18 protein-coding genes and 5 pseudogenes are annotated in these 25,695 nt (G+C 49.1%); 18 read left to right on the forward strand and 5 right to left on the reverse strand.

All coding sequences use genetic code 11. The features are described from left to right. Positions 1-21 precede the first annotated feature (21 nt). Positions 22-3,207 carry a rhamnogalacturonan lyase gene (locus J2T14_RS00085; protein WP_307466551.1) on the forward strand — a complete coding sequence of 1,062 codons (3,186 nt, stop codon included), beginning with the start codon at positions 22-24 and terminating at the stop codon, positions 3,205-3,207. Positions 3,208-3,418: 211 nt separating this feature from the next. On the opposite strand, the gene map is transcribed toward J2T14_RS00085, so the two are convergent. Together map and J2T14_RS00095 are read right to left on the reverse strand one after the other, a co-directional pair. Continuing rightward, entirely contained in the window at positions 3,419-4,165 is a 747-nt protein-coding gene (gene map, locus J2T14_RS00090; protein ID WP_307466553.1) for a type I methionyl aminopeptidase, read from the reverse strand. Between the two features lie 7 nt (positions 4,166-4,172). Further along, on the reverse strand, positions 4,173-4,565 hold the full coding sequence (locus tag J2T14_RS00095; RefSeq protein ID WP_307468604.1) for a hypothetical protein: 393 nt from the start codon (positions 4,563-4,565) through the stop codon (positions 4,173-4,175). A gap of 44 nt (positions 4,566-4,609) precedes the next feature. On the opposite strand from J2T14_RS00095, the pseudogene J2T14_RS00100 reads away from it, so the two are divergent. Continuing rightward, a pseudogene (locus J2T14_RS00100) lies at positions 4,610-5,535 on the forward strand (alpha-galactosidase); the annotation flags it as partial. 95 nt (positions 5,536-5,630) lie between these two features. Here J2T14_RS00100 and J2T14_RS00105 read toward each other — a convergent pair. Continuing rightward, positions 5,631-6,080, reverse strand: coding sequence for a hypothetical protein (locus tag J2T14_RS00105; RefSeq protein ID WP_307466555.1), 450 nt, complete (start codon positions 6,078-6,080; stop codon positions 5,631-5,633). Between the two features lie 82 nt (positions 6,081-6,162). On the opposite strand from J2T14_RS00105, the gene J2T14_RS00110 reads away from it, so the two are divergent. Then, positions 6,163-6,759 (forward strand): hypothetical protein, encoded by a 597-nt coding sequence (locus J2T14_RS00110; RefSeq protein ID WP_307466557.1) that lies wholly within the window; start codon positions 6,163-6,165, stop codon positions 6,757-6,759. Between the two features lie 204 nt (positions 6,760-6,963). Here J2T14_RS00110 and J2T14_RS00115 read toward each other — a convergent pair whose 3' ends face one another. Then, a complete protein-coding gene (locus J2T14_RS00115; protein ID WP_307466561.1) occupies positions 6,964-7,140 on the reverse strand; it encodes a DUF7695 domain-containing protein in 177 nt (58 codons plus the stop codon). A 287-nt stretch (positions 7,141-7,427) separates the two neighbouring features. On the opposite strand from J2T14_RS00115, the gene tnpA reads away from it, so the two are divergent. The 9 genes and pseudogenes from tnpA to J2T14_RS00160 all read left to right on the forward strand — a co-directional run bounded on the left by tnpA (position 7,428) and on the right by J2T14_RS00160 (position 18,728). Next, positions 7,428-7,715: an IS66 family insertion sequence element accessory protein TnpA gene (gene tnpA, locus J2T14_RS00120; RefSeq protein WP_307466564.1), complete on the forward strand. Its 288-nt coding sequence runs from the start codon at positions 7,428-7,430 to the stop codon at positions 7,713-7,715. A gap of 180 nt (positions 7,716-7,895) precedes the next feature. After that, on the forward strand, positions 7,896-8,201 hold the full coding sequence (locus J2T14_RS00125) for a TetR/AcrR family transcriptional regulator (RefSeq protein WP_373458084.1): 306 nt from the start codon (positions 7,896-7,898) through the stop codon (positions 8,199-8,201). A gap of 98 nt (positions 8,202-8,299) precedes the next feature. Beyond that, positions 8,300-8,983, forward strand: a complete 684-nt coding sequence (locus J2T14_RS00130) for a response regulator transcription factor (protein ID WP_307466569.1) — start codon at positions 8,300-8,302, stop codon at positions 8,981-8,983. Then, entirely contained in the window at positions 8,976-10,328 is a 1,353-nt protein-coding gene (locus J2T14_RS00135; RefSeq protein WP_307466572.1) for a sensor histidine kinase, read from the forward strand. The genes J2T14_RS00130 and J2T14_RS00135 overlap by 8 nt, the downstream gene beginning before the upstream one ends. Positions 10,329-10,608: 280 nt before the next feature. Continuing rightward, complete coding sequence (locus J2T14_RS00140) at positions 10,609-12,543, forward strand: multicopper oxidase family protein (RefSeq protein WP_307466575.1); 1,935 nt, start codon at positions 10,609-10,611, stop codon at positions 12,541-12,543. A gap of 77 nt (positions 12,544-12,620) precedes the next feature. Then, positions 12,621-14,138, forward strand: coding sequence for a DHA2 family efflux MFS transporter permease subunit (locus J2T14_RS00145; protein ID WP_307466577.1), 1,518 nt, complete (start codon positions 12,621-12,623; stop codon positions 14,136-14,138). Then, a pseudogene (locus J2T14_RS00150) lies at positions 14,135-15,967 on the forward strand (ABC transporter ATP-binding protein). The gene J2T14_RS00145 and the pseudogene J2T14_RS00150 overlap by 4 nt, the downstream one beginning before the upstream one ends. Further along, a pseudogene (locus tag J2T14_RS00155) lies at positions 15,936-17,661 on the forward strand (ABC transporter ATP-binding protein). The pseudogenes J2T14_RS00150 and J2T14_RS00155 overlap by 32 nt, the downstream one beginning before the upstream one ends. A gap of 167 nt (positions 17,662-17,828) precedes the next feature. Continuing rightward, positions 17,829-18,728 (forward strand): alpha/beta hydrolase fold domain-containing protein, encoded by a 900-nt coding sequence (locus J2T14_RS00160; RefSeq protein ID WP_307466579.1) that lies wholly within the window; start codon positions 17,829-17,831, stop codon positions 18,726-18,728. Between the two features lie 547 nt (positions 18,729-19,275). Here J2T14_RS00160 and J2T14_RS00165 read toward each other — a convergent pair. Beyond that, positions 19,276-19,626, reverse strand: a complete 351-nt coding sequence (locus J2T14_RS00165; RefSeq protein ID WP_307466582.1) for a DinB family protein — start codon at positions 19,624-19,626, stop codon at positions 19,276-19,278. A 128-nt stretch (positions 19,627-19,754) separates the two neighbouring features. Here J2T14_RS00165 and J2T14_RS00170 point away from each other — a divergent pair. The 6 genes and pseudogenes from J2T14_RS00170 to J2T14_RS00195 all read left to right on the forward strand — a co-directional run. Beyond that, positions 19,755-20,025 (forward strand): annotated as a pseudogene (locus J2T14_RS00170) (helix-turn-helix transcriptional regulator); the annotation flags it as partial. A 3-nt stretch (positions 20,026-20,028) separates the two neighbouring features. Further along, positions 20,029-20,898 (forward strand): annotated as a pseudogene (locus tag J2T14_RS31075) (transposase); the annotation flags it as partial. Positions 20,899-21,411: 513 nt separating this feature from the next. Further along, the gene (locus J2T14_RS00180; RefSeq protein WP_307466584.1) at positions 21,412-21,624 is read left to right on the forward strand and encodes a hypothetical protein; all 213 of its coding nucleotides are present in this window, start codon (positions 21,412-21,414) and stop codon (positions 21,622-21,624) included. Positions 21,625-21,858: 234 nt separating this feature from the next. Further along, positions 21,859-22,932: a substrate-binding domain-containing protein gene (locus J2T14_RS00185; protein ID WP_307466585.1), complete on the forward strand. Its 1,074-nt coding sequence runs from the start codon at positions 21,859-21,861 to the stop codon at positions 22,930-22,932. A 76-nt stretch (positions 22,933-23,008) separates the two neighbouring features. Then, complete coding sequence (locus J2T14_RS00190; RefSeq protein ID WP_307466586.1) at positions 23,009-24,532, forward strand: sugar ABC transporter ATP-binding protein; 1,524 nt, start codon at positions 23,009-23,011, stop codon at positions 24,530-24,532. After that, positions 24,516-25,487 (forward strand): ABC transporter permease, encoded by a 972-nt coding sequence (locus J2T14_RS00195; protein ID WP_307203412.1) that lies wholly within the window; start codon positions 24,516-24,518, stop codon positions 25,485-25,487. The genes J2T14_RS00190 and J2T14_RS00195 overlap by 17 nt, the downstream gene beginning before the upstream one ends. The last annotated feature ends 208 nt before the right edge of the window (positions 25,488-25,695 follow it).

The raw sequence follows: 25,695 nt of genomic DNA on the forward strand, positions 1-25,695 counted from the left end.
GACAATAAAAGGAGTGAAAAGATGGGTATTCGCAAACCGAAAAAATTCATTTCTATTGTTTTCGCAATGAGCCTCTTGTTAACAAGTATGTCGCCTGCATTTGGCAAAGAGGTAAATGCCTTGAATGTTGACGGCTATGAAACAGTGGATTATACCGATTTTGGCGATGAAGGGGAAGTGGTTCCTCCCTATTGGGGCTTCGCTCCGGCTTCTTCAACAGTTACTATTCATACGGAAGATCTCGGCGGCAATACGACTCCTAAGCTGCAGTACAATATCGTGGACCAGTCAGGGGGACGACTGGCATCGAAGACGTTCGCTTCCCCTGTTGGAGGAACAAAGGTTCTGTTTGAATTTGACTGGTATCCCGGCAAGGTGAATGATAAAGGAACCCACCAATACGAAAATGGCGGCGAAGTAAAAATCTTTGACAGCGCAGGCAAAGCGATCTTTACTTTGAATAATACGAATAATGCGAATCTCACCTATTATGTCGGCAGTCAGGAGCGCGTTGCTACCGGCTTTGCCGATTCGGAAGCCTGGTATCATGCCAAGGTTGCTTTTGACCTGATCAACAATGAAGTCATGTTAAGTCTTCAAGATCAAAGCGATACAAAGGAAGAATATGCGGCTTCCTTGGACGGAGTTAATTTCAGCGGTTCTTTCAACATGATCAGGTTGCAAGGCGTGCGAACATCCGGCAATAATCTTACATGGACGTCGTATCTGGACAACTTCGGCATTTATAATGCGCCGGTCTCCGATCATGCTATCTTGAAAGTGGACGACCTGCCGTATCATAGAGTCTATGTCGGTGAGACAGCTAAAGACATATCTTCCATCGGATTGCGGGACGAAGTACCCGTTACGCTTGCTGACGACAGTAAAGTTAATGTGCCGATAAGTGAGTGGGTTGCGATCGGCAGCGAATGGGATCCGGATCAATCCGGCGTATACGAGTTCAGGGGTACGCTTGCCGAAACAGAAGGCGTGGAGAACGTCTTCGGAAGATTTGCCACGCTCTATGTCTATAATCGTCTGCATCCGGTCGATCCGGCGCAGCAAGTGGAATGGCTGGACAGAGGCGTTATCGCTCTTCCGTCTGAAGAGGGTATCTTCATTAGTTGGCGATTGCTAGCGGATGAATATGATCAAAATGTAAAGTTTAATATTTACCGCAACGATGAGAAATTAAATGACGAACCGTTAATCGTGACAAATTTTGTTGATGCGGAAGGTGTACCTGGAGACACCTATACAGTGGAGACGCTTGTTCAAGGAGCTCCTGCAGAAAGCAATGAAAGAACAGCGGCAGCCAAAGATTACCTCTCCCTCCCGCTGCAAAAACCTGAGGGTGGAACGACGGCTACAGGTGTTTACACCTATGCATCAAATGATGCGAGTGTAGGGGATTTGGATGGCGACGGGGAATATGAAGTGATCGTGTTATGGAGTCCGTCTAACGCCATGATGGCCCTGGAAGACGTGATCACGGGTCCGGCGATTTTCGATGCCTATAAATTAGACGGTACTCTGTTGTGGCGGATCGATATGGGGCCTAACCTGACATCCGGACCCCAGTATCATCAGTTTGTCGTAGGGGATATGGACGGGGACGGAAAATCCGAATTCCTCATCAAATCTGCGGACGGTACAACCGTATATGGCGCAACGAACGGCGTTTACGACAGCAGCAAAGTTATCAGCGTGATCGGCGATCCGGAAGCCGATTGGGTCAATGACGGCGGTCATGTCGTTGGCGGGCCTGAATATATATCCGTATTCAACGGGGAAACCGGGTCAGTGATCGATACGATTGACTTTGCATTCCCGGTAGAAAAGGTTCCAGGAGACGGCGGTATTTCTTGGGGAGATAACTTCTATAACCGTTCGGACCGATTCCTTGCTGCTATGGCTTACTTGGACGGAGTTACGCCGAGTGCTATTTATGGCAGAGGATATTATGCAAGAACGGGCTTTGCGGCATATAGCTTAGTGGATGGCGAGCTTCAGGAAGTATGGACGTTTGATTCCGACGAAGCAGGCAGAGGGGGAGGCCTCGGCAACCATAACCTGGCCGTCGGCGATCTTGACAATGACGGATATGATGAGATCGTAGCCGGCTCATTGACCCTTGATCATGATGGCACGATTCTTTACGCGATGGACGGCGAGATGGGACGCGTAAAAGGCTCTCATGGCGATGCTCTGCATGTAGGCGCATTTGACCCTGATCGAGAAGGACTACAAGTCTTCGGTGTACATGAGGAAACCACCGTAGCTTCTTTAGAGTACCATGACGGTGCGACGGGAGAAACGCTGCAAGCGTTCTATGCATACAAGGATGCAGGCCGTGGAGTAGCTGCCAACATTACCTCTTCACCGGGTTATGAGTACTGGGGAGCAGGCGGCTCGACGGTTGAAACAGGCGGCGGTGTCTATAATGTACAAGGTGATGTAGCCCTGGAGAGTTTCAGAAATATCAGTCTTCCCGTTAACTTTGTCATGTATTGGGACGGCGATTTGCTGCACGAATTGCTGGACGGTACAACCATTTCGAAGTATGACGAAACGACTGGCGAAGTGAATGTGATGAAGGCTTTCGAAGGCGTTGTAAGCAATAACGGCACAAAAGCCAACCCGACGCTGCAAGCTGATATTGTGGGCGACTGGCGCGAAGAAGTGATTTACCGCACACCTGACGATTCGGAGCTCAGATTATACAGCACAACGATTCCTACTTCGTACAGACTGTATACTTTGATGCATGATCCGGTCTATAGAACGGGTATTGCGTGGCAGAATGCAACCTATAATCAGCCGCCGCATATCGGTTTCTATCTGGGTGAAGATATTAGAGACACTGTTCTTGCCGGAGAATTGGAAGCAGAAAATATCGATTATACGCCAAATGTCGATGCGATGAGGCAGTCCGTAACTCTTGAATGGGATGGTCCGTTACAAGCGAAATTAACGAATGCTCTGGATCAGGTGCAGCATCAATTATATATTGGAAGACCCGGTCAAGCGGCAAAGCATATGCAGAATTTTATAAAACACCTGGATAATATAAGTGATAACATTGAGGTGGAAGATCAGTTGAAAGCCAATTTGATCGCCGATGCTCAAAGGTTAATAGAGGGATGGAATCATTTAGCTTCTAAAATAATATCGCAAGACGAACAGCTGCCTGGAACGCTCCAATAAGTGCATGTCGCCGCGAATAGATGATAAAGTCCATTCAAAAGCTGAATGAAATCAGGCACTTTTGCCTGATTTCACTCGGCTTTTTCTTTTTCATCATATAAAAACATTTAATGAATAAAGGGGTATATCGATTTACAGACATTTGTATAAAATATTAAGCAATCTACATTTACTGAAATGACCTAAAACGCTAGTCGGGCCTCTAATTATTCTATTGCGCGGTCAGAATCTGTGGACCTTCAGCCGTGATGGCGATCGTGTGCTCGTATTGGGCGGCGAGCTTGCGGTCCAGCGTCCGCGCGGTCCAGCCGTCCGCATCGATTGTCATGTAGTAGGTTCCTTCGGTAATCATGGGCTCGATCGTGAACACCATGCCCTCCTTGATGCGGAGGCCTTTGCCGGGCTTGCCGACATGCATATAGTTCGGCGCCTCGTGCAGGTCCCGGCCGATGCCATGCGCGAGAAGGTCGCGCACGACGCCGAAGCCGTTCGATTCGGCATGCTGCTGGATCGCGCTCGTCACGTCGCCTAGCCGATTGCCGGGCTGCGCCTGCGAGATGCCGAGGTCAAGGCATTCCTTCGTGACGCGAATCAGCTTCTCGGCCGTCGGTGAGATCTTCCCGACCGCATAGCTCCAGGCCGAATCGCCGAGCCAGCCGTCGAGCTCCGCAACCGTGTCGATCGTCACGATATCGCCTTCCTCAAGTGGCTTATCGCTAGGGAAACCATGCGCGATCACGTCGTTGACGGAGACGCAGGTCGCATATTGATAGCCCTTGTAGCCCTTCGTGTAGGGCTTGGCGCCGTGCTTCAAGATAATGTCCTCGAAGATGCGCTCAATCTCGTTCGTCGTGATGCCCGGTTGGATAAGCGGGGCGATCGTGCGATGGCATTCGGCCACCACTTGGCATGCCTTGCGGATGGCCTCGATTTCATGCTTGTTTTTTAAGATGACCATGTTCGTATCAGGACTCCTTCGTAATGGCTTGCAACGCGAGCTTGGCTATTCGATCAACGTCCAGCTCGGAAGTGCCCGCATAGTAGTGCAGCCCGCAGCAGCCGACCAGCACCGCAAGCATATGATCGACGCTGTCGTCTTCGCGTTGGGCGATCGATTGGAGCGTAACGTACAACCGTTCCATGAATCGTCTCTTGGAGGCGTGCCGATCCTTCTCAGGCAAGCCTGCATAATGCTCCGCCGCCATCTTGTAGACGAGATATGCGCGGGCGTCCGACTGCCACAGCCGGAGCAGCGCCTTGCAATACGTCAACAGCTGACTGTCATCCGGGCTGCCGCCGCGGATTTTCGCCCATTCTGCCAGGCCTTGCTCGCATCGATCGAAACCGCTGTCCAACACATCTTCTATCAATAAATGGCGGTTGGGGTAATAATGGTATACCGGCAGAGAAAATCGAGAAGATCGCCGAGGCGGGAGCCGAGCCGGGGATCGAGCTTTTCGTGCTGGATGACGGTTGGTTTGGCAGGCGCGACAGCGACAACACTTCGCTCGGCGACTGGGTCGAAGACCGCCGCAAGCTGCCCAGCGGACTTCGGGATTTGGCGGAACGGATTACCCGGCGCGGTCTGAAGTTCGGTTTGTGGTTCGAGCCGGAGATGATCTCGCCTGACAGCTACCTGTATCGCGCTCATCCCGACTGGTGCCTGCATGTTGCAGGCCGTCGTCGGACGGAAGCGCGCTGGCAGCTGGTCTTGATCTTTCGCGTCAGGAGGTTCGGGATTATTTGTACGATTCCCTTGCCCGAATTTTCTCGGATGTTCCTATCGCTTACGTCAAGTGGGATATGAACCGCGGGCTGACGGAGATTGGATCCGCTGCCGCCTCGCCGGATCGTCAACAGGAGATAGCGAACCGGTATGTGCGGGCCTATACGATCTTCTGGAGAGGCTGACCTCGGCTTTTCCGCAGATTCTATTCGAAAGCTGCTCGAGCGGCGGCGGGCGATTCGACCCAGGCATGCTTTATGACATGCGCAGACCTGGACAAGCGATAATACGGACGCCTTGGAACGGCTAAAAATCCAGTACGGCTTCAGCCTGATCTATCCGGTAAGCACGATCGGCGCTCATGAATCATCAAGTCAGAGACGCCGCTCAAAATGCGCGGCGAGGTGGCGATGTCCGGCAACTTCGGCTACGAGCTTGACCTGACGAAATTCAGCGAAGCTGAAAGAGCCGAGGTCAAGAAACAGGTTGAGATGTACAAGGAGATACGTTCTCTCGTGCAGAAGGGCGATCTCTTCCGGCTCCGCAGCCCGTTCGCGGGCAACGAGACGAAGAAACTCTGGGCGAAAGTAAGCGTCAAACAGCCCCCACCTTGTCATCAAGTTGAGGGCTGTTTGACGCTTACATAGCAAGGTGGAGGTCATTTTACGCTTACATTAATACCAAGCTGCCATTTACTTTATTTACGTTTCCGAGAACTAATTCTCATCAGTTGATCTTGATTAAAGGTTAACCCTGGGACTGTGGAGGTATCTCCATTGATTGCGAAAGTATTTGCGATTACGTTATCATTACGAAGATAAATAATCCTAACTTCATAATGGAAAGGTTCTACATCTTGTGAAATAGCAGTATGAGAAAGTGGTGGAAGGGTTACATTCTCGCTCAATAGTATAACTGGAGATCCACTATTCCAATCATAGACCTGAACCGTCACTTCCGCTGATGTAGTAGCACTAAAGTTCGCCACTTCAATGTGAGCGGCTGTTTGGCCGACAGCAGTATTTAAGACGCCTGTTGTTAACACTTTCGTTCCACTTTTACTTCCTTTACTACCGCCACTTTTAGCTGAAGTACGCAGTACTAAGCGTTTTAGGATTTTCGCAGTAGGTTTGCGAGTTTTTTTCATAGTATCGCCTTCTCCTTTATTTTAAATTTAGAGGGTCTCCATACCCTCAATAGTAATGTATTCTATTGAATCAACATCAGATATGGATAAACCTTCAGTAGAATTAGTGGAGTTTAATAGAATCATTACGCTAACAAATACCTACCGTATTAATGCTGTTGCTGGTGTCAGCGCGGCAGACATGGGTAGGACATTCCGTGAAGGATGGACGGGTGGAGGTCCGGCATCTTCTGTAATCGGTACGCTTGAGGCCGTCGCTAAGCAACGTACCGCTGAACCAAATGGTGCTGAACCGGCTTATTTCGCTTATGTACCGAATGAGGTAGATGAGGAAACCGATCCGGAAACCGCAGAAGGGCACGAATACTACAGAACACCACGAGCACAGCATCCAAACTCTGTAAACAAGTTCCTGTTTACGAGCGTTGATAAAATCATGGCATTCACTGCAATTGACGATAAAATCAGCACGTTCTTAAACCAGCCGCTCTTGTTGGTTGCTGGAAGCAAAGCCGGTACACGTTGGCAAAGTGAAGAAATTCATAAATTTGGGAACGAACCGAAAGAACTGGTTATTCTTGAAGGTGGATCCCGTTTGATAAATATCTGTCCGGTGAACATCTTGATTCTCAGTCGGAACAGCTTCCTGAGACTATCCAGTAAGCACCAATCAGACTAAATCCGGCTGCCCAAAAGGGGCAGCCGGATTTGTCTATTATCAACATAGTATTATTAAAAGGGAAAAAACAACTCATATAATGTGGTGTAGATTGACATAAAGCTCCCCACTACAAAAACCTTATATTTATAGGGTTTTTCCCTACTTTATTGGAAATTGACATTAAACCGCCAACCTTATAGCTGGAGGCAGCTTGTGTAATATTTACTTCCATTCCGACAGTTCTTCATAATCATCTAAAGAGCCTATACGTCTTAAATAATCATAACCTCCGTCCACACCGACTTTCCCACACTTGCAAATTCTAAAATCATTTTTATCTTCTGAACTAACTTCATTATGACAATGTTTGCATCGAATAGCATTTCGAATTATTTTCATTGAATCCTCCTTTTGTTTATCGATGAGTCTAAACTTTATTCATTATTGTCTTTGTCTATCAGCATTTAATCAATGCCTTTGTCGAACTAACCACTATCATTTTAAAAATTGATTTTCAACATAATTCGATAAAACTAGTGTTTTTTCATCAAAGGATTTTATTATGGAAAGCTAGAATAACGAAGTAACTCCATTCTTCAACAAATGTAAGCGTCAAACTCTCCACACCTTCAACTACTAACCTAGCTATGAGATCATGAGATTAACCTGAATACGGAGGGTAACTCATGAATGCCAAAGAACAACGCAGACAAGATTGGCACACACGTATCGCAGCCTATCGGGCAAGTGGCCTCACGATGAAAGCTTGGTGCTCCGCAAATCATTGTTCTGTCGAACAATTGAAATATTGGCTGTACAAAATAAAGCGTGTATCATCCTCAGCTACTCCAGATCCAAAGACTTCTCCCGTACAGTTTGTACCTCTTGCCACTGTAGATCCACCTGGCAGCGTTTCTCCTTCTCCTTCTCTAATCCTTCGTATCGGTGAAGCCAGTATCGAGCTTGTTACTTAGAGAAAGAATTGCCAATAGATTTCGGAGAAGAATTGCCTATTTTGAAATTTAGATGTGAGCAAGATACACGTATTAATGAGAATACTTTTTACGAACAGCTACTCCAACAATTAGGACATAGCCTGCCGTATTCGGGCCGTAAAACTCTTAAAAGTGAGCGAAGTTTTAGCCGAGGATGGATTGGAAGCAACCAAAGTTTCCAAAATTGTAAAACGAGCAGGCGTGGCTCAGGGAACCTTTTATTTGTACTTTCCTTCCAAAAATTCCGTGATTACTGCTCTCGCACAAGAAATGCTGGAAAGTGTTTTGGTCGCTGTCCGAATGGAAACGGAAGGGTTGCAGACCTTTGAGGATGTAGACTCAAAGGGGATTTCAGCAGCCTGCTATCAAATGGGGGAATATCGTGATGTTTTTGCGATTCTCAACAATGGTGGGGGAGTTGTGGAGGACCCGTTAGAGTGCAACAGTTTGCAAACAAGAAGTTAGAACAAGCTATTACAAGAGGCCCGGAGCCCAACCGCGTGGCATTGTGTAATTCTACAGATGTACACCATGGTTACTAGTTTAGTAAGGAGGCATAAGCAATGACAAGTGTTCTTGTAGTCGAAGATGATGCGCATATGTTGGAAATGATTTTAATAGTTTTAAACCACGAAGGATATCATGTCCGGGGCGCGGTTAACGGCAAAGAGGCGCTTGCAGAAATGGAAAGCTCACCGGCGGATTTGGTTGTGCTTGATATCATGATGCCTGTCATGGACGGGTGGGATTTGTGCCGCGAACTGCGGCTTTTGTACCCCGAACTGCCCATAATCATGATTACGGTCAAGCACGAGACGAGTCAGAAGGTGAAAGGATTCGGCCTGGGCGCCGACGATTACCTGGTCAAGCCCTTCGACCCGCAGGAGCTGGTGATCCGAATCAAAGCGGTGCTGCGCCGGTACCGTATTGCGGCCGATAAGAGGGTTATATTGGGCAGCTTCAAGCTGGATCGGCTTCGGGGAACCGTTTCGGACGGTAACGTTAATTGGAATTTGCCGCTCAAGGAATTCGAACTGTTATATCAGCTTGCAAGCTATCCCGGCCAAATCTTTATGCGAGAGCAGTTAATCGAAGCGGTATGGGGATTCGACCACGATGGGGACGAGCGGACGGTCGATGTTCATATCAAGCGGCTGCGGGAGCGGTTCGCCGCCTATACCCATCTGTTTCGCATTGTAACGGTTCGCGGTCTCGGATACCGATTGGAGACCGAAAGCTATGATTAAGAGCATCAACTTCAAAATTTTATTGATCTTTATCGTTGCACTAGCGGTAGGTTTTGGACTCTCCATTCCGATCACCGTATCTTTGTTTCAAAACCAAGTCACGCAATCCATCCGGGACGAGTATGCGATGAAAAGCGGGTTGATTGCGGATGTTTATTCCCGATTGGCGCCAACCGAGCGCGGACATTATCTGAAACAGTTGTCCGAAGAGATGAAGGTATCCCTGTGGATCTACGATCGGATCGGATTGCGCTACGCGTACGGCCAGACAAGCAAGCCCAACCTTACCGATGACGATATACGACTCGTCCGGGGCGGCGCCGAAGTCATGAGGCGCGCGTCCGTCCTGCCCTTGCCGACGAGCCTGCAAATGGGTTTTCCTTTGCGAACGGCGGATGAGCCGCTGGCGCTCGTCATCCATCCGGAAAGCTCCAGTATGTATCTCCTATTCACCATTATGGGTTCGTTCATTTTGATTGCGCTCACGATCGGCAGTTTCAAATTCATTCTCTTTACGAGAGTAGTGGTGAAGCCCTTAAAGGCATTGACGGCCGCGACCCAAAAAGTTGCCAAAGGAGACTATAATATCGTTTTTCAGACGAAGAGCAAGGATGAATTAGGCGTCTTGTCGAAGCAATTTCAGCAAATGGCCCACGAGATCGGCCAGGTTGAAAGGATGCGGCAGGAGTTCGTTTCCAACGTGTCCCACGAAATTCAAACCCCGCTGGCGTCCATTTCGGGTTTTGTTTCCATCCTGCAGAAAGACGGTCTTGATGAAGCCGAGCAGCTACGCTATCTGAACATTATCCGGCAGGAAAGTATGCGGTTGTCCCGACTGAGCGAGAACATGCTCCGACTGGCCACGATCGATTCGAACCATTATCCCTTCTATCCGTCGCTCGTTCGGCTTGACAGGCAGCTGCGCCGTATTGTCGTAGCCGCAGAGCCGCAATGGGCGGCGAAACGCTTGAATATTCACCTCGTGCTTCCGAAAACGACGATTCATGCGGACGAAGACCTTCTGAGCCAGGTTTGGCTGAATATTTTCGGCAACAGCATCAAATTTACGCCCGAAGGCGGCGACATCTCCATCGAGCTTCAGTCCGGAAACGGTGAAATCGGAGTCGTCTTTCGGGATACGGGAATCGGAATCGCCGAAGAAGACCGCAAGCGCGTTTTCGAGCGCTTTTATATGGCCGATAAATCGCACAACCGCGAAGCGGGGGGAAGCGGACTTGGTCTCGCGATCGTCAAGCGCGTTGTCGAATTACACAGCGGCTCGATCGAGATCGACAGCGCTGTAGGAAAAGGCACGGCGGTAACCGTCTTTCTGCCAGCCATGTAACTCCGTCACACAATCGAAAACCCGAGCGAACGAAAAGGTGAACGATCCGTTCATCTTTTTTACATTTGTTTCCATTTTGTTCATATTACGTTCACATAGGTCGCGTAGTATCGGTTGCGTAATCGAATCAGAAAAGATAAATCCACGAGGAGGAAATCGTTCATGCTGTGGTTGATGGTCAATTTTGCGATGACCATATTGTTTCCAATTTTTTGGGGGGATTGCCGCTTGGCATGCGAGCCGAGCCTATCGGGCGCCTACGAAAGGCAAGTATTCCCGTTTGCGGTCGTCGCTCATTTGGACGGGAATAAGTGGACTGGCCTTTTTCGTCAAAGCGACGGTGGTTGTTCTCCTGGGGGCGTCCGGGTGGTTCGTCGAAGATAAAGTGACGATGCAGTTGCCGATGGTGGCGATCCCCGCGGCGGCGATCGTGTTGTTCTCGATACCGGCGGCAAAGGCCATTCGGGCGGCAGCGGTTAAAGCATCAAAGGAACCGTTGACGGTTCAAGATCGTTTGGCGGCGGCCGCGCCAGGCTGGGTGTTCCCGGTCCTTGTTTCGTTTGTCGGCTCGCTTGCGGCGGCGGTTCAAGCTTTTTTTATCGCACAATGGCCGCTAAAAATCGGAACGGTAATTGCTGTTTGGTCGGTTTATGCGATGGTCGTCTATCTGCTATGGATTCGCCAAAAAAGAAGTTACTGCCATTTCGTCGTAACCGGATCGCCGAAAACGGGTACGCTCGCAGTACGAATATCCTGGAAATTCGGAGTTTTACTGCCGGTCGTGCTAGTTGCCGCAGTCGGGTTTATGTTCGGAGCGAAGGCGAGCCGCTTGCCAGAGCGGATGAGCATGGCCGATCATATGCACGCTCATACCGGCGGTAACGCACCGCAATTCGTGAACGTCACCGAATTGACCGGACCAAGAACCAGGACCCCCGACCGATCGTTTACCCTTGAAGCAAAAAAAACGATGATTACGCTGCCTTCAGGTGAAAGAAAAGAAGCTTGGACCTACAACGGTCAAATTCCCGGACCGGAATTGCGAGTGAATCAAGGGGAATTGGTCGAGGTCACCTTGATCAACAAAGACATCGATGAAGGCGTTACAAACCATTGGCACGGTGTTGATGTTCCGAACAGTGAAGACGGAGTCGCGGGATTGACGCAAGATGCCGTCATGCCGCAAGAGAGGCACGTATATCGTTTCACTGCCGAGCAAGCGGGGACGAATTGGTATCATTCCCACCAGCAATCGTCCAAACAAGTGCAAATGGGACTTTATGGCGTCTTCATAGTGGAACCGGACACAACGCTGCCGTACAAAACGGCGGATATGGCGGTCGTCTTGCACAACTGGCAGGTGGAAAACGGAACGTCCGTTTCCTTGGGCGAACTGAACCGGCTTCAGCGCAAAATTGCGGAACCCGGAACTCTCGTTCGACTGAGGTTCGTGAATGCGGGAAATATGCGTGCCCCGATTCATATTTCGGGCGTTCCGTTTCAAGTGGCGGCCATTGACGGCACCGACATTCATGAACCGGAGGATATGACCGACAGCCGTCTGGATTTGGCGGCCGGAGGAAGATACGATGTGACGTTCGTTATGCCGAATACGGTTGTAGGCATATCACGGCAAACCGGACCGTTTGCCCATGACGGCAACGTTCTCGTTATTAGCCCATCGAATGAGGGAATACCGCCGGACGCCGTCAAGGGGCCGATATTCGATCCCGCGTCTTATGGAACGCCCGCGAAGACGAAGTTCGGTCTCGATACCCGGTATGACCGAAATTACAAGCTAGTATTCGACAATCGGCTCGGCTTTTATAATGGGAAGTTTACGTTTGTGCATACGATCAACGGTAATGTTTTTCCGGATGCGCCGATGCATACGGTTCGCGAAGGCGAACTTGTAAAAATAACGTTCGTGAACCGCGGCTTTGATGATCATCCGATGCATCTGCACGGTCACCATATCCAAGTGCTCAGCCGCAACGGCAAGGCCGTTACGGGCAGTCCGTGGATCGCCGATACGCTGAACGTGGCTCCAGGGGAAACGTATAAGGTTGCTTTCATTGCCGACAATCCCGGCATCTGGATGGATCACTGCCACAATCTCGACCACGCCGCCGTCGGGATGTCGGCGCACCTCGCCTATGAAGGCGTCTTTTCACCGTTTGAAATCGGCAGCGCTACCGTCAACCTGCCGGAGTGAGCGAATACTTCGATAAGGAACATACCGGAATCAGAAAATGGGTATCAGGAAAGCAAAAAGGCTTGGAGGAGTTCGCTATGACCGCAAATTCTAAAGCAAGCATTCCCGATTCAAAACCATCATTACGTGCGCTTATTGCACCGCTTATTGCCATTATTATCGGGATGTTCATGGTTATTCTGGATGCCACTGCCGTGAATGTGGCCATTCCGGTTCTCGCAGATGATTTCAAAAGTTCCTTAAGCCTCATTCAATGGACGATTACTGGTTATGCACTTGCACAGGCAGCAGTGATTCCATTGGCAGGGTGGATGTCCGACCGGTTCGGTCCCAAGCAGGTTTTCATTATTTCCATCATTTTGTTCACAGCCAGCTCCATCTTATGTGCCTTTGCCAATACGGCAGAGCAGCTAATCCTCTTCAGAATATTGCAAGGCTTGGGCGGCGGCATGGTCATGCCGATTGCTTTTGCCATGACCTATCGGATCAGTCCGCCTGAGTCAGTAGGCAGAATCATGGGCTTGATGGGTGTTCCGATTTTGCTTGCGCCTGCGCTCGGACCGATTGTATCCGGTTATTTGGTTGACTATGTGAGCTGGGAATGGATATTCCTGATTAATGTGCCCATCGGAATCATAGGTGTTATTACGTGTATCCTGGCGCTGCCGAATTTGCCGAAGAAGGCATCGACCTCATTGGATTTCCTGGGGATCTTGCTGGCACCGCTCGCTTTTGGCGGCCTTTCTTACGGACTGAGCGAAGGAGGGTCCGGTTGGAATTCGGTCAAAACCGTCACCGGTGTTGCTGTCGGTGCGGTCGCCCTGATTCTGTTCGCCATCGTTGAGCTTAGACGTAATAAAGAACCTTTGCTGGAACTGAGGGTTTTCAGATCTTCGCAATTTACCCGCGGGATTCTCGTTCAGTGGACTTTGCAATTCGCCATGTTCGGCATTATTTTCGCTGTGCCGTATTTTATGCAGCAGTTAATGGGGATGAGTGCATTCGAAGCGGGTTTTTGGACACTGCCTCAAGCGCTTGCCGCCGGAATCATGATACCGTTTGGCGGACGTCTATTCGATCGCATCGGTGCAAGACCTTTAGTGATCGGCGGCTTGATCTTCGTAGCTGCAGGCGCTTATCTTTTTTCCTTGATCGATCCGAGCAATAGCCCTTGGACATTTCTCGTTCCCCGTATGTTGCTCGGCATCGGAATGGGCTTGTCATACATTGCATTGAATACTCATTTGATTCAAACGGCGCCTCGCGAACTGGTTGGACGAGTTACCTCGCTGACAAGCGCATCCCAACAGGTTGTCACTTCATTCGCAATAGCTGGACTTACAACTTTTCTTGTCAGCCGTTCAAGTCATTATGTAAGCAAGGGTGAGGCTGCATTGCCCGATGCACTGACGCATGCCTTCCATAACTCCTACATTCTGATTGCTATACTTGCTGTAGCGGGTCTATTTTTAGCGACCACACTCAAACGCCCCGCTAAAGACGATACAGCCATTCAGCCTAGCGTTGCAGATGAAGGTTCAATATTGGCCGTCGGCGACATCCTGAACCAAACGCAATGGGAGGGAGAGCAATGACAAATAAAACGGGAGTCACCAGACTACTGGAAATCGCCGGAGAGAAGCGCGGACTGATGATGGTCTCCGGCCTGTTATCTTCGCTTAGCGCCGTTTGCATGCTGGTGCCTTACGCTTCCGTCTTTTTCATTTTGAAAGAGTTGCTGGAACACGCAGCATCCCCGGCTTTGGCAGACGGAGCGAAGATGATCCGTTGGGGCGTTATCGCTTTAATCGGCTTAGCGGCCGGTTTGGTTACGATGTATGCGGGAGGAATGGTTTCTCATATCGCCGCTTTTCGTATTCTTTACGGTCTCAGAGTCAAGCTTTCCGGCCATATCGGCAAGCTTCCGCTTGGTTGGCTGAACGGTAAGTCGACGGGAGCCGTCAAGAAAACGCTGGAACAAAACGTGGAGAAAGTGGAAACGTTCATTGCTCATCATTTGCCCGATCTCGTCCATGTTGCTGTGACCACGGTCCTGATGATCGCCGTGATGTTTACGCTGAATGTTTGGTTGGCGCTTGCGTGCGTCGTGCCGATTGTCCTCGCTTTTGCGGTTCAGATCGCGTTGATCAGCGGAACGAGGACGAAAGAAAACCTCAAGCTTTGCCATGATTCGCTGGAACAGATGAATGCTTCTGCCGTCCAGTATGTGCGGGGGATGCCAGCCGTCAAGGTGTTCGGGCAAACCGTGCAGTCTTTTCGCCAGTTTTATCAGGACATGATCCGCTACCGTGACTATGGTGTGAAATTAACGGATCAGTTTCAATACGGATATTTGATTTTTAAGGTAATTCTCGGCTCGCTTGCCGCATTTGTTCTGCCTGTCGGCGTGTTCTTATTGAGCCGCGATCCGGGCAGCGTCGCCTTCGCCTCCGTCCTGCTGTTTTTCCTGGTCATGGCGCCAGGCATATACGCTCCGATGTTTAAAATCATGTTCCTGGCTTAAACGCTCAGGGATATTAACGAGGGCGTTCAGCGCATCGACCGCATATTGGCGGAAGGGCATGTGCCGGAGCCTGAGCGTCCGAGGCGGCCGACTTCATTCGATGTTTCATTCGATCATGTCTTTTTTTCGTATGGTACGGAGCCTGCGGATAACGATGCGCTTAAGGACATTTCCTTTACCGCTCGCCAAGGGGAAGTGACAGCGCTCGTTGGCCCGTCGGGAGCGGGCAAATCGACCGTGGCCAATCTGGTGCCTCGTTTCTGGAATGTAAACACGGGAGCGATCCGCATCGGCAATGTGGATATCCGCGAAATTGCGACCCCTGATCTGATGAACACCGTCGCATTCGTGTTTCAGGAGTCGTTTTTGTTTTACGATACCGTGTACAACAATATTGCGGTCGGGCGGCCGGATGCGTCGCCGGAAGAAGTGTACGCCGCGGCGAAGGCGGCGCAGTGTCATGCGTTCATCGAGATCCTTCCGCTAGGGTATGACACGTTGATTGGAGAAGGAGGCGTCTATTTGTCCGGCGGGGAAGAACAGCGGATCTCCGTGGCCAGAGCGATCCTGAAAAACTCTCCCATCCTAGTGCTCGATGAGGCGACGGCGTTTGCCGATCCGGAGAACGAGCATGAGATGCAGCTGGCGTTGAAAGCGTTGATAAAAAACAAGACGGTCATCGTCATCGCTCATCGCCTGTCCACCATTCGAGATGCGGAACAAATTCTTGTGATGGAAAGCGGGAGAATCGTCGAACGGGGAAGGCATGAAGCCCTCATCTCGGTAAACGGATTGTACGGACTCATGTGGCGTTCCTATAGACATGCAGTACAATGGCATATGGGCAAAGGGGAGGGGGACGCTGAACATGAGCATGCTGCGCAACATTACGGCGGATAATCCGCGCTCGTTGATCAAACCTGTTTTTTACACGACCGTTGCCAATCTGGCGGGCGTAATCCCTTTTGCGCTGTTGGTGGAAGCAGTGAGATTCTTTAACCCGTTTGTCCATCCCGATATCCAGCTCGATACGGCACGGCTCTGGTGGGTGTGCGGGGGGCTGGCGGTTTCGCTTGTTCTCTTGTTCGCATGTGAAAATCCCGCCTATCGTGCCCAATACCGCGATGCATACAGCGCGGCAGCGGACGGACGATCACGGCTGGCCGAGCATTTGCGCAAGTTGTCGCTAGGTTACCTGAACAGGCGAGATCCAGGCGACCTGGCCAATATGATGGTGGGCGATTTTGCGATGCTGGAACACGGTATCTCCCATTTGGTTCCGCAGATGATCGGGGCCGCCGTCATGCCGGTTCTGGCCTTGATTGGCCTGTCTTTCCTCGACTGGCGTCTGGCGCTTTCCCTGTTCGCGGCGCTGCCGGTGGCAATCCTGCTGGTGCTCTTGACGTCGGGTATCCAGCGCAAACTCGGCTCGCAGCAAACACGGGCCAAGATCGATGCTTCCAACCGGCTGCAAGAATACTTGAACGGTATCCGGGTGATCAAGGCTTATAACTTGACCGGAGAACGTTTTGTCCGGCTTGAACTGTCATTCAGGGTATTGATGCGGAAGAGCATCCGCCTCGAAGGGAATATTGGGGCCGATTGTACTGAGCGCGGTTGCCTGTGTTCGTGCCGGTGTTACCCTGATGGTCATTCATCTGCTTCTCGGCGGAAGCCTGGATGTTATCACGTTCGTAGCCTTCCTAATCATCGGAACCCGAATTTTCGATCCGCTGACGACAGCGCTCGCCGGTTATGCGCAGTTTCGCTATTCCGAGCAGGCGGGCGAACGTATCGTGCAGCTCTTACGGGAGCCGGTCATGCAAGGAGAGCGGCAGCCCCCTGCAGATCATGATGTCGAATTGAAGCAGGTTACGTTTGGCTATCTGGATCAACTGGTCTTGCGAGACGTGAGCGTAAGCATGCCGGCAGGTTCCTTCACCGCATTGGTCGGCCCTTCGGGCAGCGGCAAAAGTACCATTCTTCGGCTCATTGCCCGTTTTTACGACCCAGTAAAGGGAATGGTGACAATGGGCGGGGAGGATATTCGTGCCATGGACCCGGAAGCGTTGTTGCACAAAGTATCCATGGTGTTTCAGGATGTGTACCTCTTTCAGGATACGATTGCAGGCAATATCCGGTTCGGACGAAGCGACGCAACGCACGAGGAAATCGAGGAAGCGGCGCGGCTTGCTTGTTGTCACGATTTTATCCTGAAGTTGCCAAACAGTTACGACACGATGGTTGGCGAAGGCGGAAACACACTGTCGGGCGGTGAAAAACAGCGAATTTCCATTGCCAGGGCGATGCTGAAAAATGCGCCGATCATTCTCCTCGATGAAGCAACGGCTTCACTCGATCCCGAGAACGAAGCGGAGATTCAGAAAGCGATCGATCGGCTTGTTCGAGGCCGAACCGTCATCGTCGTTGCTCATAGGCTCAAAACCGTACAGCATGCCGACCGGATTGTTGTTCTGAATCATGGGCGGATCGTGGAGCAAGGCCGCCATGACGAATTGCTTTCGTCGAATGGCCTGTATGCCCGGCTATGGCGACGGCAGCATGATGCAGGCGAGTGGCGGATGACTCTGTGAATGCTTACGGCGGCAATGCCCAATAAAATTCAGATTCTTTTCGATGCCTAAAGGCTTGCATATCTCTGGTGTTCAGGATACTAAACTATTTCAGCAACGAATTGATGAAATAAATTCGATAAGCGCTTGAAGATGTATGTAAAGTACAATAAGAGAGGATTTTTGAGATGAAGCGAAGCAAACGGAGCAAACTGGTAGAATATATTTTATTAATGAGAGGTACAAAACAACGTTATTCAGACAAAGTGAAGTTTGCGAAATTCCTCGAACAAAAGCGAACCGAGAATGCAAAACCATATATTTTGCCTAGAAGAATCCAACAGAAACTGAATATTGCGATGGAACATTCGTATGGGAAGGATTGTTATATTTTACAAGGAAACAAACAAGCCAATGAAAAATATATTATTTATTTACATGGTGGAGGTTATGTAAATCAGCCTCTGGGTGCACATTGGAAATTCATGCGTAAAATAACAGACCTGAGCCATGCTACCATGATTGTACCTGTCTATCCAAAAGTCCCTCTTCACAAGTATCATGAATCATATGATCAAGTACTCCCCATTTATGAAAAGCTGTTAATGAAAACCTCTCCGCAAAATATTATATTTATGGGAGATTCGGCAGGTGGTGGATTTGCGTTAGCATTAGCTCAATTGTTAAAGGAAAAAGATCTACCACAACCGAGTCGAATTATATTACTTTCTCCATGGTTAGATATCACATTGTCGAATCCAGATATTCAGAAATTCGAGAAAAATGATGCCATGCTAGGTTCATATGGACTCGCCATTATCGGAAAACTATATGCTGGTGACACAGACCCGAATCAGTATCTTTTAAGCCCAATAAACGGTGATATACAAGGCTTAGGGGAAATTTCCTTATTTATCGGAACTCATGAGTTGCTGTTAGCTGATGCGCGAAAGTTTAGAGACCGAGCTAAAAAGGAAGGTGTCATGATCAATTACTACGAATACCCAAAAATGAACCATGTCTTTCCTGCGCTGCCGATTCCAGAAGCCAAAAAAGCAATCAGACAAATCATTGATTTGATCTCTTGAAATAAAAACCGGAAGTATGTCAAGACTCATAAAAAGCTGATCTTTCGCGAATGACCGCTAATTCAGATAAACTTAAATCTAGATAATGAAATGTAGATAAAGTTTAGAACTCAGCATATTAAAACTTAGGACCTGAGCCGGTGCAAGGATGGATCGTAGCGATGGATGCCAGGACGAAACTTGTTCATGTGCAGAAAAACGGAGAGGTAACCAAACTGCCCTTCATGGATATTATGCGCGTGGGGAGCACTGAATAACGACGAGATTCCAAGAACCATAAATCAATAGAAACATTGAAGAATCGAATATATAGTAGCATGTAATAACACTATCTCTATCTTAAGGGAATAGTACCCAGCAGATGTCAGGGGTCAAATCCCTCCGACCAAACCAAACCTCGAAAACCCAAGAATCCTTATTCTATAAGGGTTCTTGGTTTTTTTGCAATTCCAAGAAGTCAAAACCAATGCAAAGCCGAACAAACCGTTTACGCGAACAGCATGCGCCTGACCGTTTCACCGCCAAATCCGATAGTGTAACGCATCCGTCAATTTAGCCAGCCACACAGAACCTTGCCGTGCAAGGGCGGTTTTTCTCTTTCGAGAACACCTTCCCTTCGGGCAGACCCTTGCACGGCAAGTATTTCTTCGAGCCAAGAATCCGAAAGTTCCTTTACTTGTAGGAGTGTTTGAAAGTTCTCAAATGGTACTTGGATGTCAGGCTTACCTTGTATTCCACGAATCCAACTATATTCCACATCTAAAATGTGAAAGATTGTTTTGAGAATACCACCTAGTCCGCCTGTGCGGTTAAGCAACAACTCTTCCGATGGTACTTGTTTTAATAATTCAAACCATTCATTTCTAACCGTCCAATTATATTGAAACAATTTAATCAACCTACAACAACTCCTAGATAATATTAAGCTCATCATTCTATATTAGAACGCATGTTCCCTTTAGTAAATGTTTTCCTTGATAGGATTTTCAATTCTGCCAGTTAGCTTAACGCCCACGCCAGTCTAATTTTGAAACCAGCGTGAGGACCATCTATCGCGACATTCAGGCGCTCAGCGAAGCAGGCGTGCCGATTACAGGCACTACAGGCACAGGGTATACCTTAATGGAGGGATATTTTCTACCTCCGATTAGTTTTACGATAGAGGAAGCCGTGACCTTGCTTATAGGAACAGAGTTTATCGAGCAACGATTTGATGATGATTATCGTGATAGAGCTAATGTTGCTAGGAGGAAAATCGAGGTCACTCTATCAGACAGTGTCCGCAGTGAGACCTCCCGTAAGCCTCCCCCAAGGCGTTTATGCCGAACTGCGGGAAGCGATGAAAATTCGCGAACACCTGTCAACTGACCTTTGTGTTGTACAAGCGCGCGTCCATAACTGGCTGGATCGGTACTTTCCAGAGTTCCTCACAGTATTTAAAGATTGGGAATGCGTATCAGCACTTCAAATGCTAAGCCTTCAGCTTCTGCCGCATGAGCTTGTTTCTGTACCAGACGAGAAGTTGTTAAAGCATCTGAGAGAAGTTGCAAAGCGTGGGCTTGGACTAGGCCGCATAAGGAATCTGAAGGCAGCAGCCAGCCGTTCTGTCGGCATAAAACAAGGACCAGAATTAGCCAAGATGGAGCTGCACTTGTTGTTGACCCAATATGAATTTCTCCATAGTAAGCTTGAGGAGCTGGAAGCAAAGCTAGATGAGCTGCTTTTAAAGATTCCCCATGTACAGCAAGTGTTGGCCATTAAAGGGATTGGTAGAGACACCGTCGCTGGGTTTCTAGCAGAGGTAGGAGACATTGGCCAGTACCATCATCCAAAGCAAATAACGAAGTTGGCTGGATTGAATTTGAAAACAAATTCATCGGGCACACATACAGGACAGACCAGAATAACAAAAAGAGGTAGGAAACGTCTTCGTGCCCTACTCTTTAGAGTGATGATGCCGTTGGTTGCTAAAAATACAGCATTCCGAGCGTTGCACGAGTACTACACCAAAAGGTCGAAAAATCCGTTGAAGAAGATGCAGTCTCTCATTGCGTTATGTAACAAACTTATTCGCATCCTATTCGGCATATTGAAGAAGGGGCATGAGTTTAAGGAAGAGAAGATGATGCATGACATCCCTCGAAATGAAGAATTGATATTGGCAGCTTAACTAAACGTTTTCCAATGAACATGACCTAACGAAGGACTAGATAACAAAAAGCACGGATGAGTCGGAACGGCACTATCCATACGGACGAAGATCCTGCCGGGCAGCATATCTGACCTCCACCTCATGGACAGGTTGAATGAAGGAATGTGGGAGCGTAGACTCTGCGAGATGTGGGAGGGTTGACCACCATGAGCCCATGTGGAGATCCAAAGATGCAACCATACTTTACCGGAGTAACCACTTTTTACAGAAGGTGGTCTAGGTGGATACTTTTATTCGCCTTTGCTAGTCCCATAAACTGCATCATCTACAACTATGTTCCACTGAAATGTTATCTGCAGTGAGCAAACTAGGACAATATTCTAAGAAAACGTGAGTATTGAAGAGCAAAGTGATTCTCCATAGAGGGAGGATAGTTGAATGAATTAGTGAAATATATTAAAGGTGAGCTACTTGCAAAGTTGCAAGGGGTATGACACCTATTATTGATAGGTCATTGTTTTGAGGAGTGAAGTGAACTATGTATCATACTTCGCCGGAAACGGCGCTAAAAATGAAACGGTGGCCAAAGAATACCATAGCGGCGGGTCATCGGCTTCCGTTGGTCTCCTTTCGGACGGCACGGTAATGGCTGTGGGGAGAGTGGACGAAATACTGAAAATCAAAGGAGATTTAAGAGAAATGTTTATTGAATTTGAAACATCTGAACAGACGATGCAGTCATGAAGAAGAAAATCTTGCAAGTCATTCAACAAATTTCATGAATTATAATAGTAGTCAATAAAGGGCCATCCATTATAGGGTGGCCCTTCAAACTTGCCGGAAACCAACCTGTTAGACCATGCCGAAAAGCACGATTTAGGAAACCACAATCCCCCTTATCACTCTGACATGATTGTAGTTGTACACGAATACACTTGATTGAGACCAAAGGGAATATATCAAGAATGGAGGGTTGGTATGATTAGAAATCGAGTTTCAGTAATGCTGGTGCTCGCTATTCTGGTGCTGTCCGGGTTGGGACTAGCCGGCTGCACGAGCGACGGCTCCGGGAAGGAAATTGCCGTCATGGTGCCGAGCGCGGATCATGGTTGGACGGGGGCTGTTCTGACTTACGCACAGGAGAAGGCAGATGAGCTGAATAAGGACGATGCGGTGAAGGAGAAATTCAAAGTCAAGGTGTTTGCAGCGACGGATGTGGAGAACCAAATTAAGCAAGTGGATGACCTCTTGAGTAAATCGGGCAGCATAGGCGGCATTGTTATTCTTCCGTACGATAACGGTCTTCAATCGACTCTGGAGAAAATTGCGGCCGCAGATATCCCCTTTGTCCAATTCGACCGTGTCATAACGAGTCCGATGATCGATGAGAAGGTGGTCTCGAACGTAAAGGGCGATAACGAAGGCATCGGTTATGAGACGGCTAAGCGATTCGTTGAGAAGGGTCTCACCAAGGACGATTATGTCTATGAAATGATCGGAGACAATTCCTCCGTGCCGGAGCTTCGTTCGAACGGATTCAGGACATACCTAAGCGAGCAAGGCTGGACAAAAGAAGAGATCGACAAGACAGTGGTGAAATCCGCAGCCACCGGCTGGAGCCGCGATACAGGGAAGGAGCTGTTCGAATCGTGGTTCGGCAGCGCCCAGCTTGATACCTCCAAGGAGAATTGGATCTTCACGCACGATGATGAAATCGCTATCGGCGTCCTGGAATCTCTGAACGGTTCAGCCCTTGATGTAGGCAAGAAGGAAGCGTTTCTGAAGCAGCTGAAGGCACTGGGCGCCTCTTCGGGTCTTGCCGAAATGCATGCAATTTTGAAAGACAAACATCAGACAATAGCACGCCCGTCCACATTCGATATCTTTTCGGTAACCTACGATCCGGCTATGATTCAAGAGGCCATGCAGGTGATGACGGACTTCCTCATGAAAAAAGGAACAGTCGAGCAGGATCACGTCATTCCGGTTAAGGTCGTCGATGCCGGCAACGTAGCGGATTTCAAGGCGTTCGGCACGTACGAAGAGAAATAGTACGGTAAATAAACCGCTCATGAGATGATCGTGCTTATGAGCGGATTATCCTAATATACAAGGTGAGTGGGGGCATATGGAACTGCTGAAGATAGACGGCATCACCAAAGCGTTCTATGGAGTTACTGTGCTCGACCGCGTTAGTCTGAGCGTTAACCGGGGAGAAGTACACGCCTTGCTCGGAGAGAACGGTGCGGGCAAATCCACGCTGATGAACATCCTGGCTGGCGTTCATAGCAAGGATAACGGCCTGATCTCTTTCGACGGCAGGGAGATCACCCAACACAGCATCAAGTCGGCCGAGCAGCACGGGATTGCCTTTGTTCATCAAGAACTGAATATATTTAACGATTTGCGTGTGTACGAGAATGTGTTTCTGGGCAAGGAGCTGACCGGTTCCCTCGGCAGATTGCGAAAGAAAGAGATGGTTGATCAGACAAGCGCGTTGATGGGTAAACTGGGTGTCGATATAGACCCTATGGAATACGCAGGCAGCCTGGATACGGGGAAAAAGCAGCTGCTGGAAATCGCGAAGGTGCTGCAGGGGGAAGCGAAGCTTTTTATACTGGATGAGCCCACCACAGCGCTGAACAACGAAGAGATTGAGCGGCTGTTCTTTATTATCCGAAGATTGAAAAATGCCGGCAAAAGCTTCATCTTTATCTCCCACAAGATGCCGGAGATCTTCCGGATTGCGGACCGCTTCACCGTGCTTCGCAACGGAAAGCTGGTTGTATCGAATGACATCAAGCACACCACGCCGGAGGAAATCGCCAGACATATGGTCGGGGAACGGTATTCATCCGATGTAGGGTATGAAGAGCGCACGGCAGGTGTTGCAATCGTAGAGATACAGCAGCTCTCCGGCAGGCGGTTTCACAACGTCAACTTGACCGTGAAGAAGGGCGAAATCATTGCATTTACAGGCTTGGAAGGCGCTGGCTGCTCGGAGCTGTTGCAGACGATCTTCGGCGTATTGCAGCCTCATAGCGGCAGGCTTCTCATCTACGGCCGAAGCCTCCAGCCTCACAGCATCCGAAGCGCGATGAAGTTAAGAATAGCGATGGTGCCCGCCAACCGCAAGGAAAACTCCGTCATCCCGGACCTCAACCTGCTCGAAAATACTTACCTCTCCGAGCACGCGATTCATTCCAGACAGAAGTTTATATTCAAAAAACGAGAGCTTCAAACCTACGAGGAGTTGAGAAAAAAGCTTGCAATCAAGGCGGGCAGCTATCGGGACATGATCACAAGCTTGTCAGGCGGAAACCAGCAGAAGATCATCCTGGCGCGGTCGCTGCGCACCAACGCGGACCTTATTCTTTTCGACAACCCTACGCAGGGGATTGACATCGGCGCGAAGCACGAAATATATAAGCTTATTCTCGAGCTGGCCAAGCAAGGAAAAACAATTATTGTCAATACACTCGAGATGACAGAGATTCAGAAAATTGCGGACCGTTGTGCGGTGTTTTATCGCGGGACCATTACGGCGATTCTGAACCGGGAAGAAATCAACGAAGAACGCGTCATGCTGCATGCGACAAACGCCATTGTTCCGGAGGAGAGGAGTGCGGCGGAGAATGAGCGTCAACTATAAGCATCTGTGGTCCAACTACAACTACATTATCGTCTTTATCGGCATATTCATTGCCTTCTTGTTTACGAATGGCAGCGATACATCCTGGACCAGCATGACGAATATATTGCTTCACAGCGCCATTCTGGGGACGATTGCGCTCGGAATGGGATTCATCATTCTTACCGGGGATATCGATCTCTCTGTCGGCTCCTCCTTCGTCCTTGTCGGCGGGCTGACCATTATCGTTTACAACCAAGTGGATAACATCTTTGCAGGGCTGATCATCGCCATTCTGCTCGGAATGGTGTGCGGCTTCATTAACGGCGTGCTTGTTGGCTGGCTGCTGATGCCTTCGTTCATAGTCACTTTGGCAACGATGCTGATCTTTAGGTCGATCTCGCAATATATGATGAATGAGCGGGGTGAAACGAGATACAGCGTGGACGGATCATTATCCAGCTATTCGGCGCTGTTCAAGCTCGGCAATGGAGAATTGCTAACACTCCCCGTCATTGGCATTATTTTTATCTGTATCGCAGTGGCTCTCACGTACATATCGTCCTCTACCAAATTCGGAAAGCGTGTCTATGCGCTCGGAAGCAATCCGCGCGCTGCTAAGCTAGCCGGTATCGATATTCATTGGACCAGAATCAAGGTATTCCTGCTTAGCGGCGCATTGGTGGGATTTGCAGCGTTCCTGAAGATTGCGAAAGATACCTCCTTCGACCCGGCAACGTCCGGTCAGAACTTCGAGCTCTATGCCATCGCTGCCGTTGTCATCGGCGGAATCAGCATGTCCGGCGGGAGAGGGAAAGTGGCGAGTATCGTGTTCGGCACCATGTCATTCACAATGATCGATAAAATCATAACGGCGGTCGGAATGAATGCGTTGTTGAACGATTCAGTAAAAGGGTTGATTCTCCTTGCCGCTGTAGGGTTGCAGATGGTGAAGCGGCAATCAAGGTCGGGGTAGGGAGCGAAGTTGGAGGCCGCTGAAAAAGTCGGAAAAGGTACATTTTCCTTAAATTTAAGGGGAATGTACCTTTATTATTTTAATGTATAACGGCGAAAAGGTTGAAGGGGCTTGGTAATAGGCCATGAGTATAGTATACATTTGAAGGAGGCGGTTAGATGAAACAACTCGTAATTAGTCATGTTCAAGTTTAGGTCAAAGATTTATT

The organism is Paenibacillus harenae (assembly GCF_030812415.1).
Lineage (GTDB): Bacteria > Bacillota > Bacilli > Paenibacillales > Paenibacillaceae > Pristimantibacillus > Pristimantibacillus harenae_A.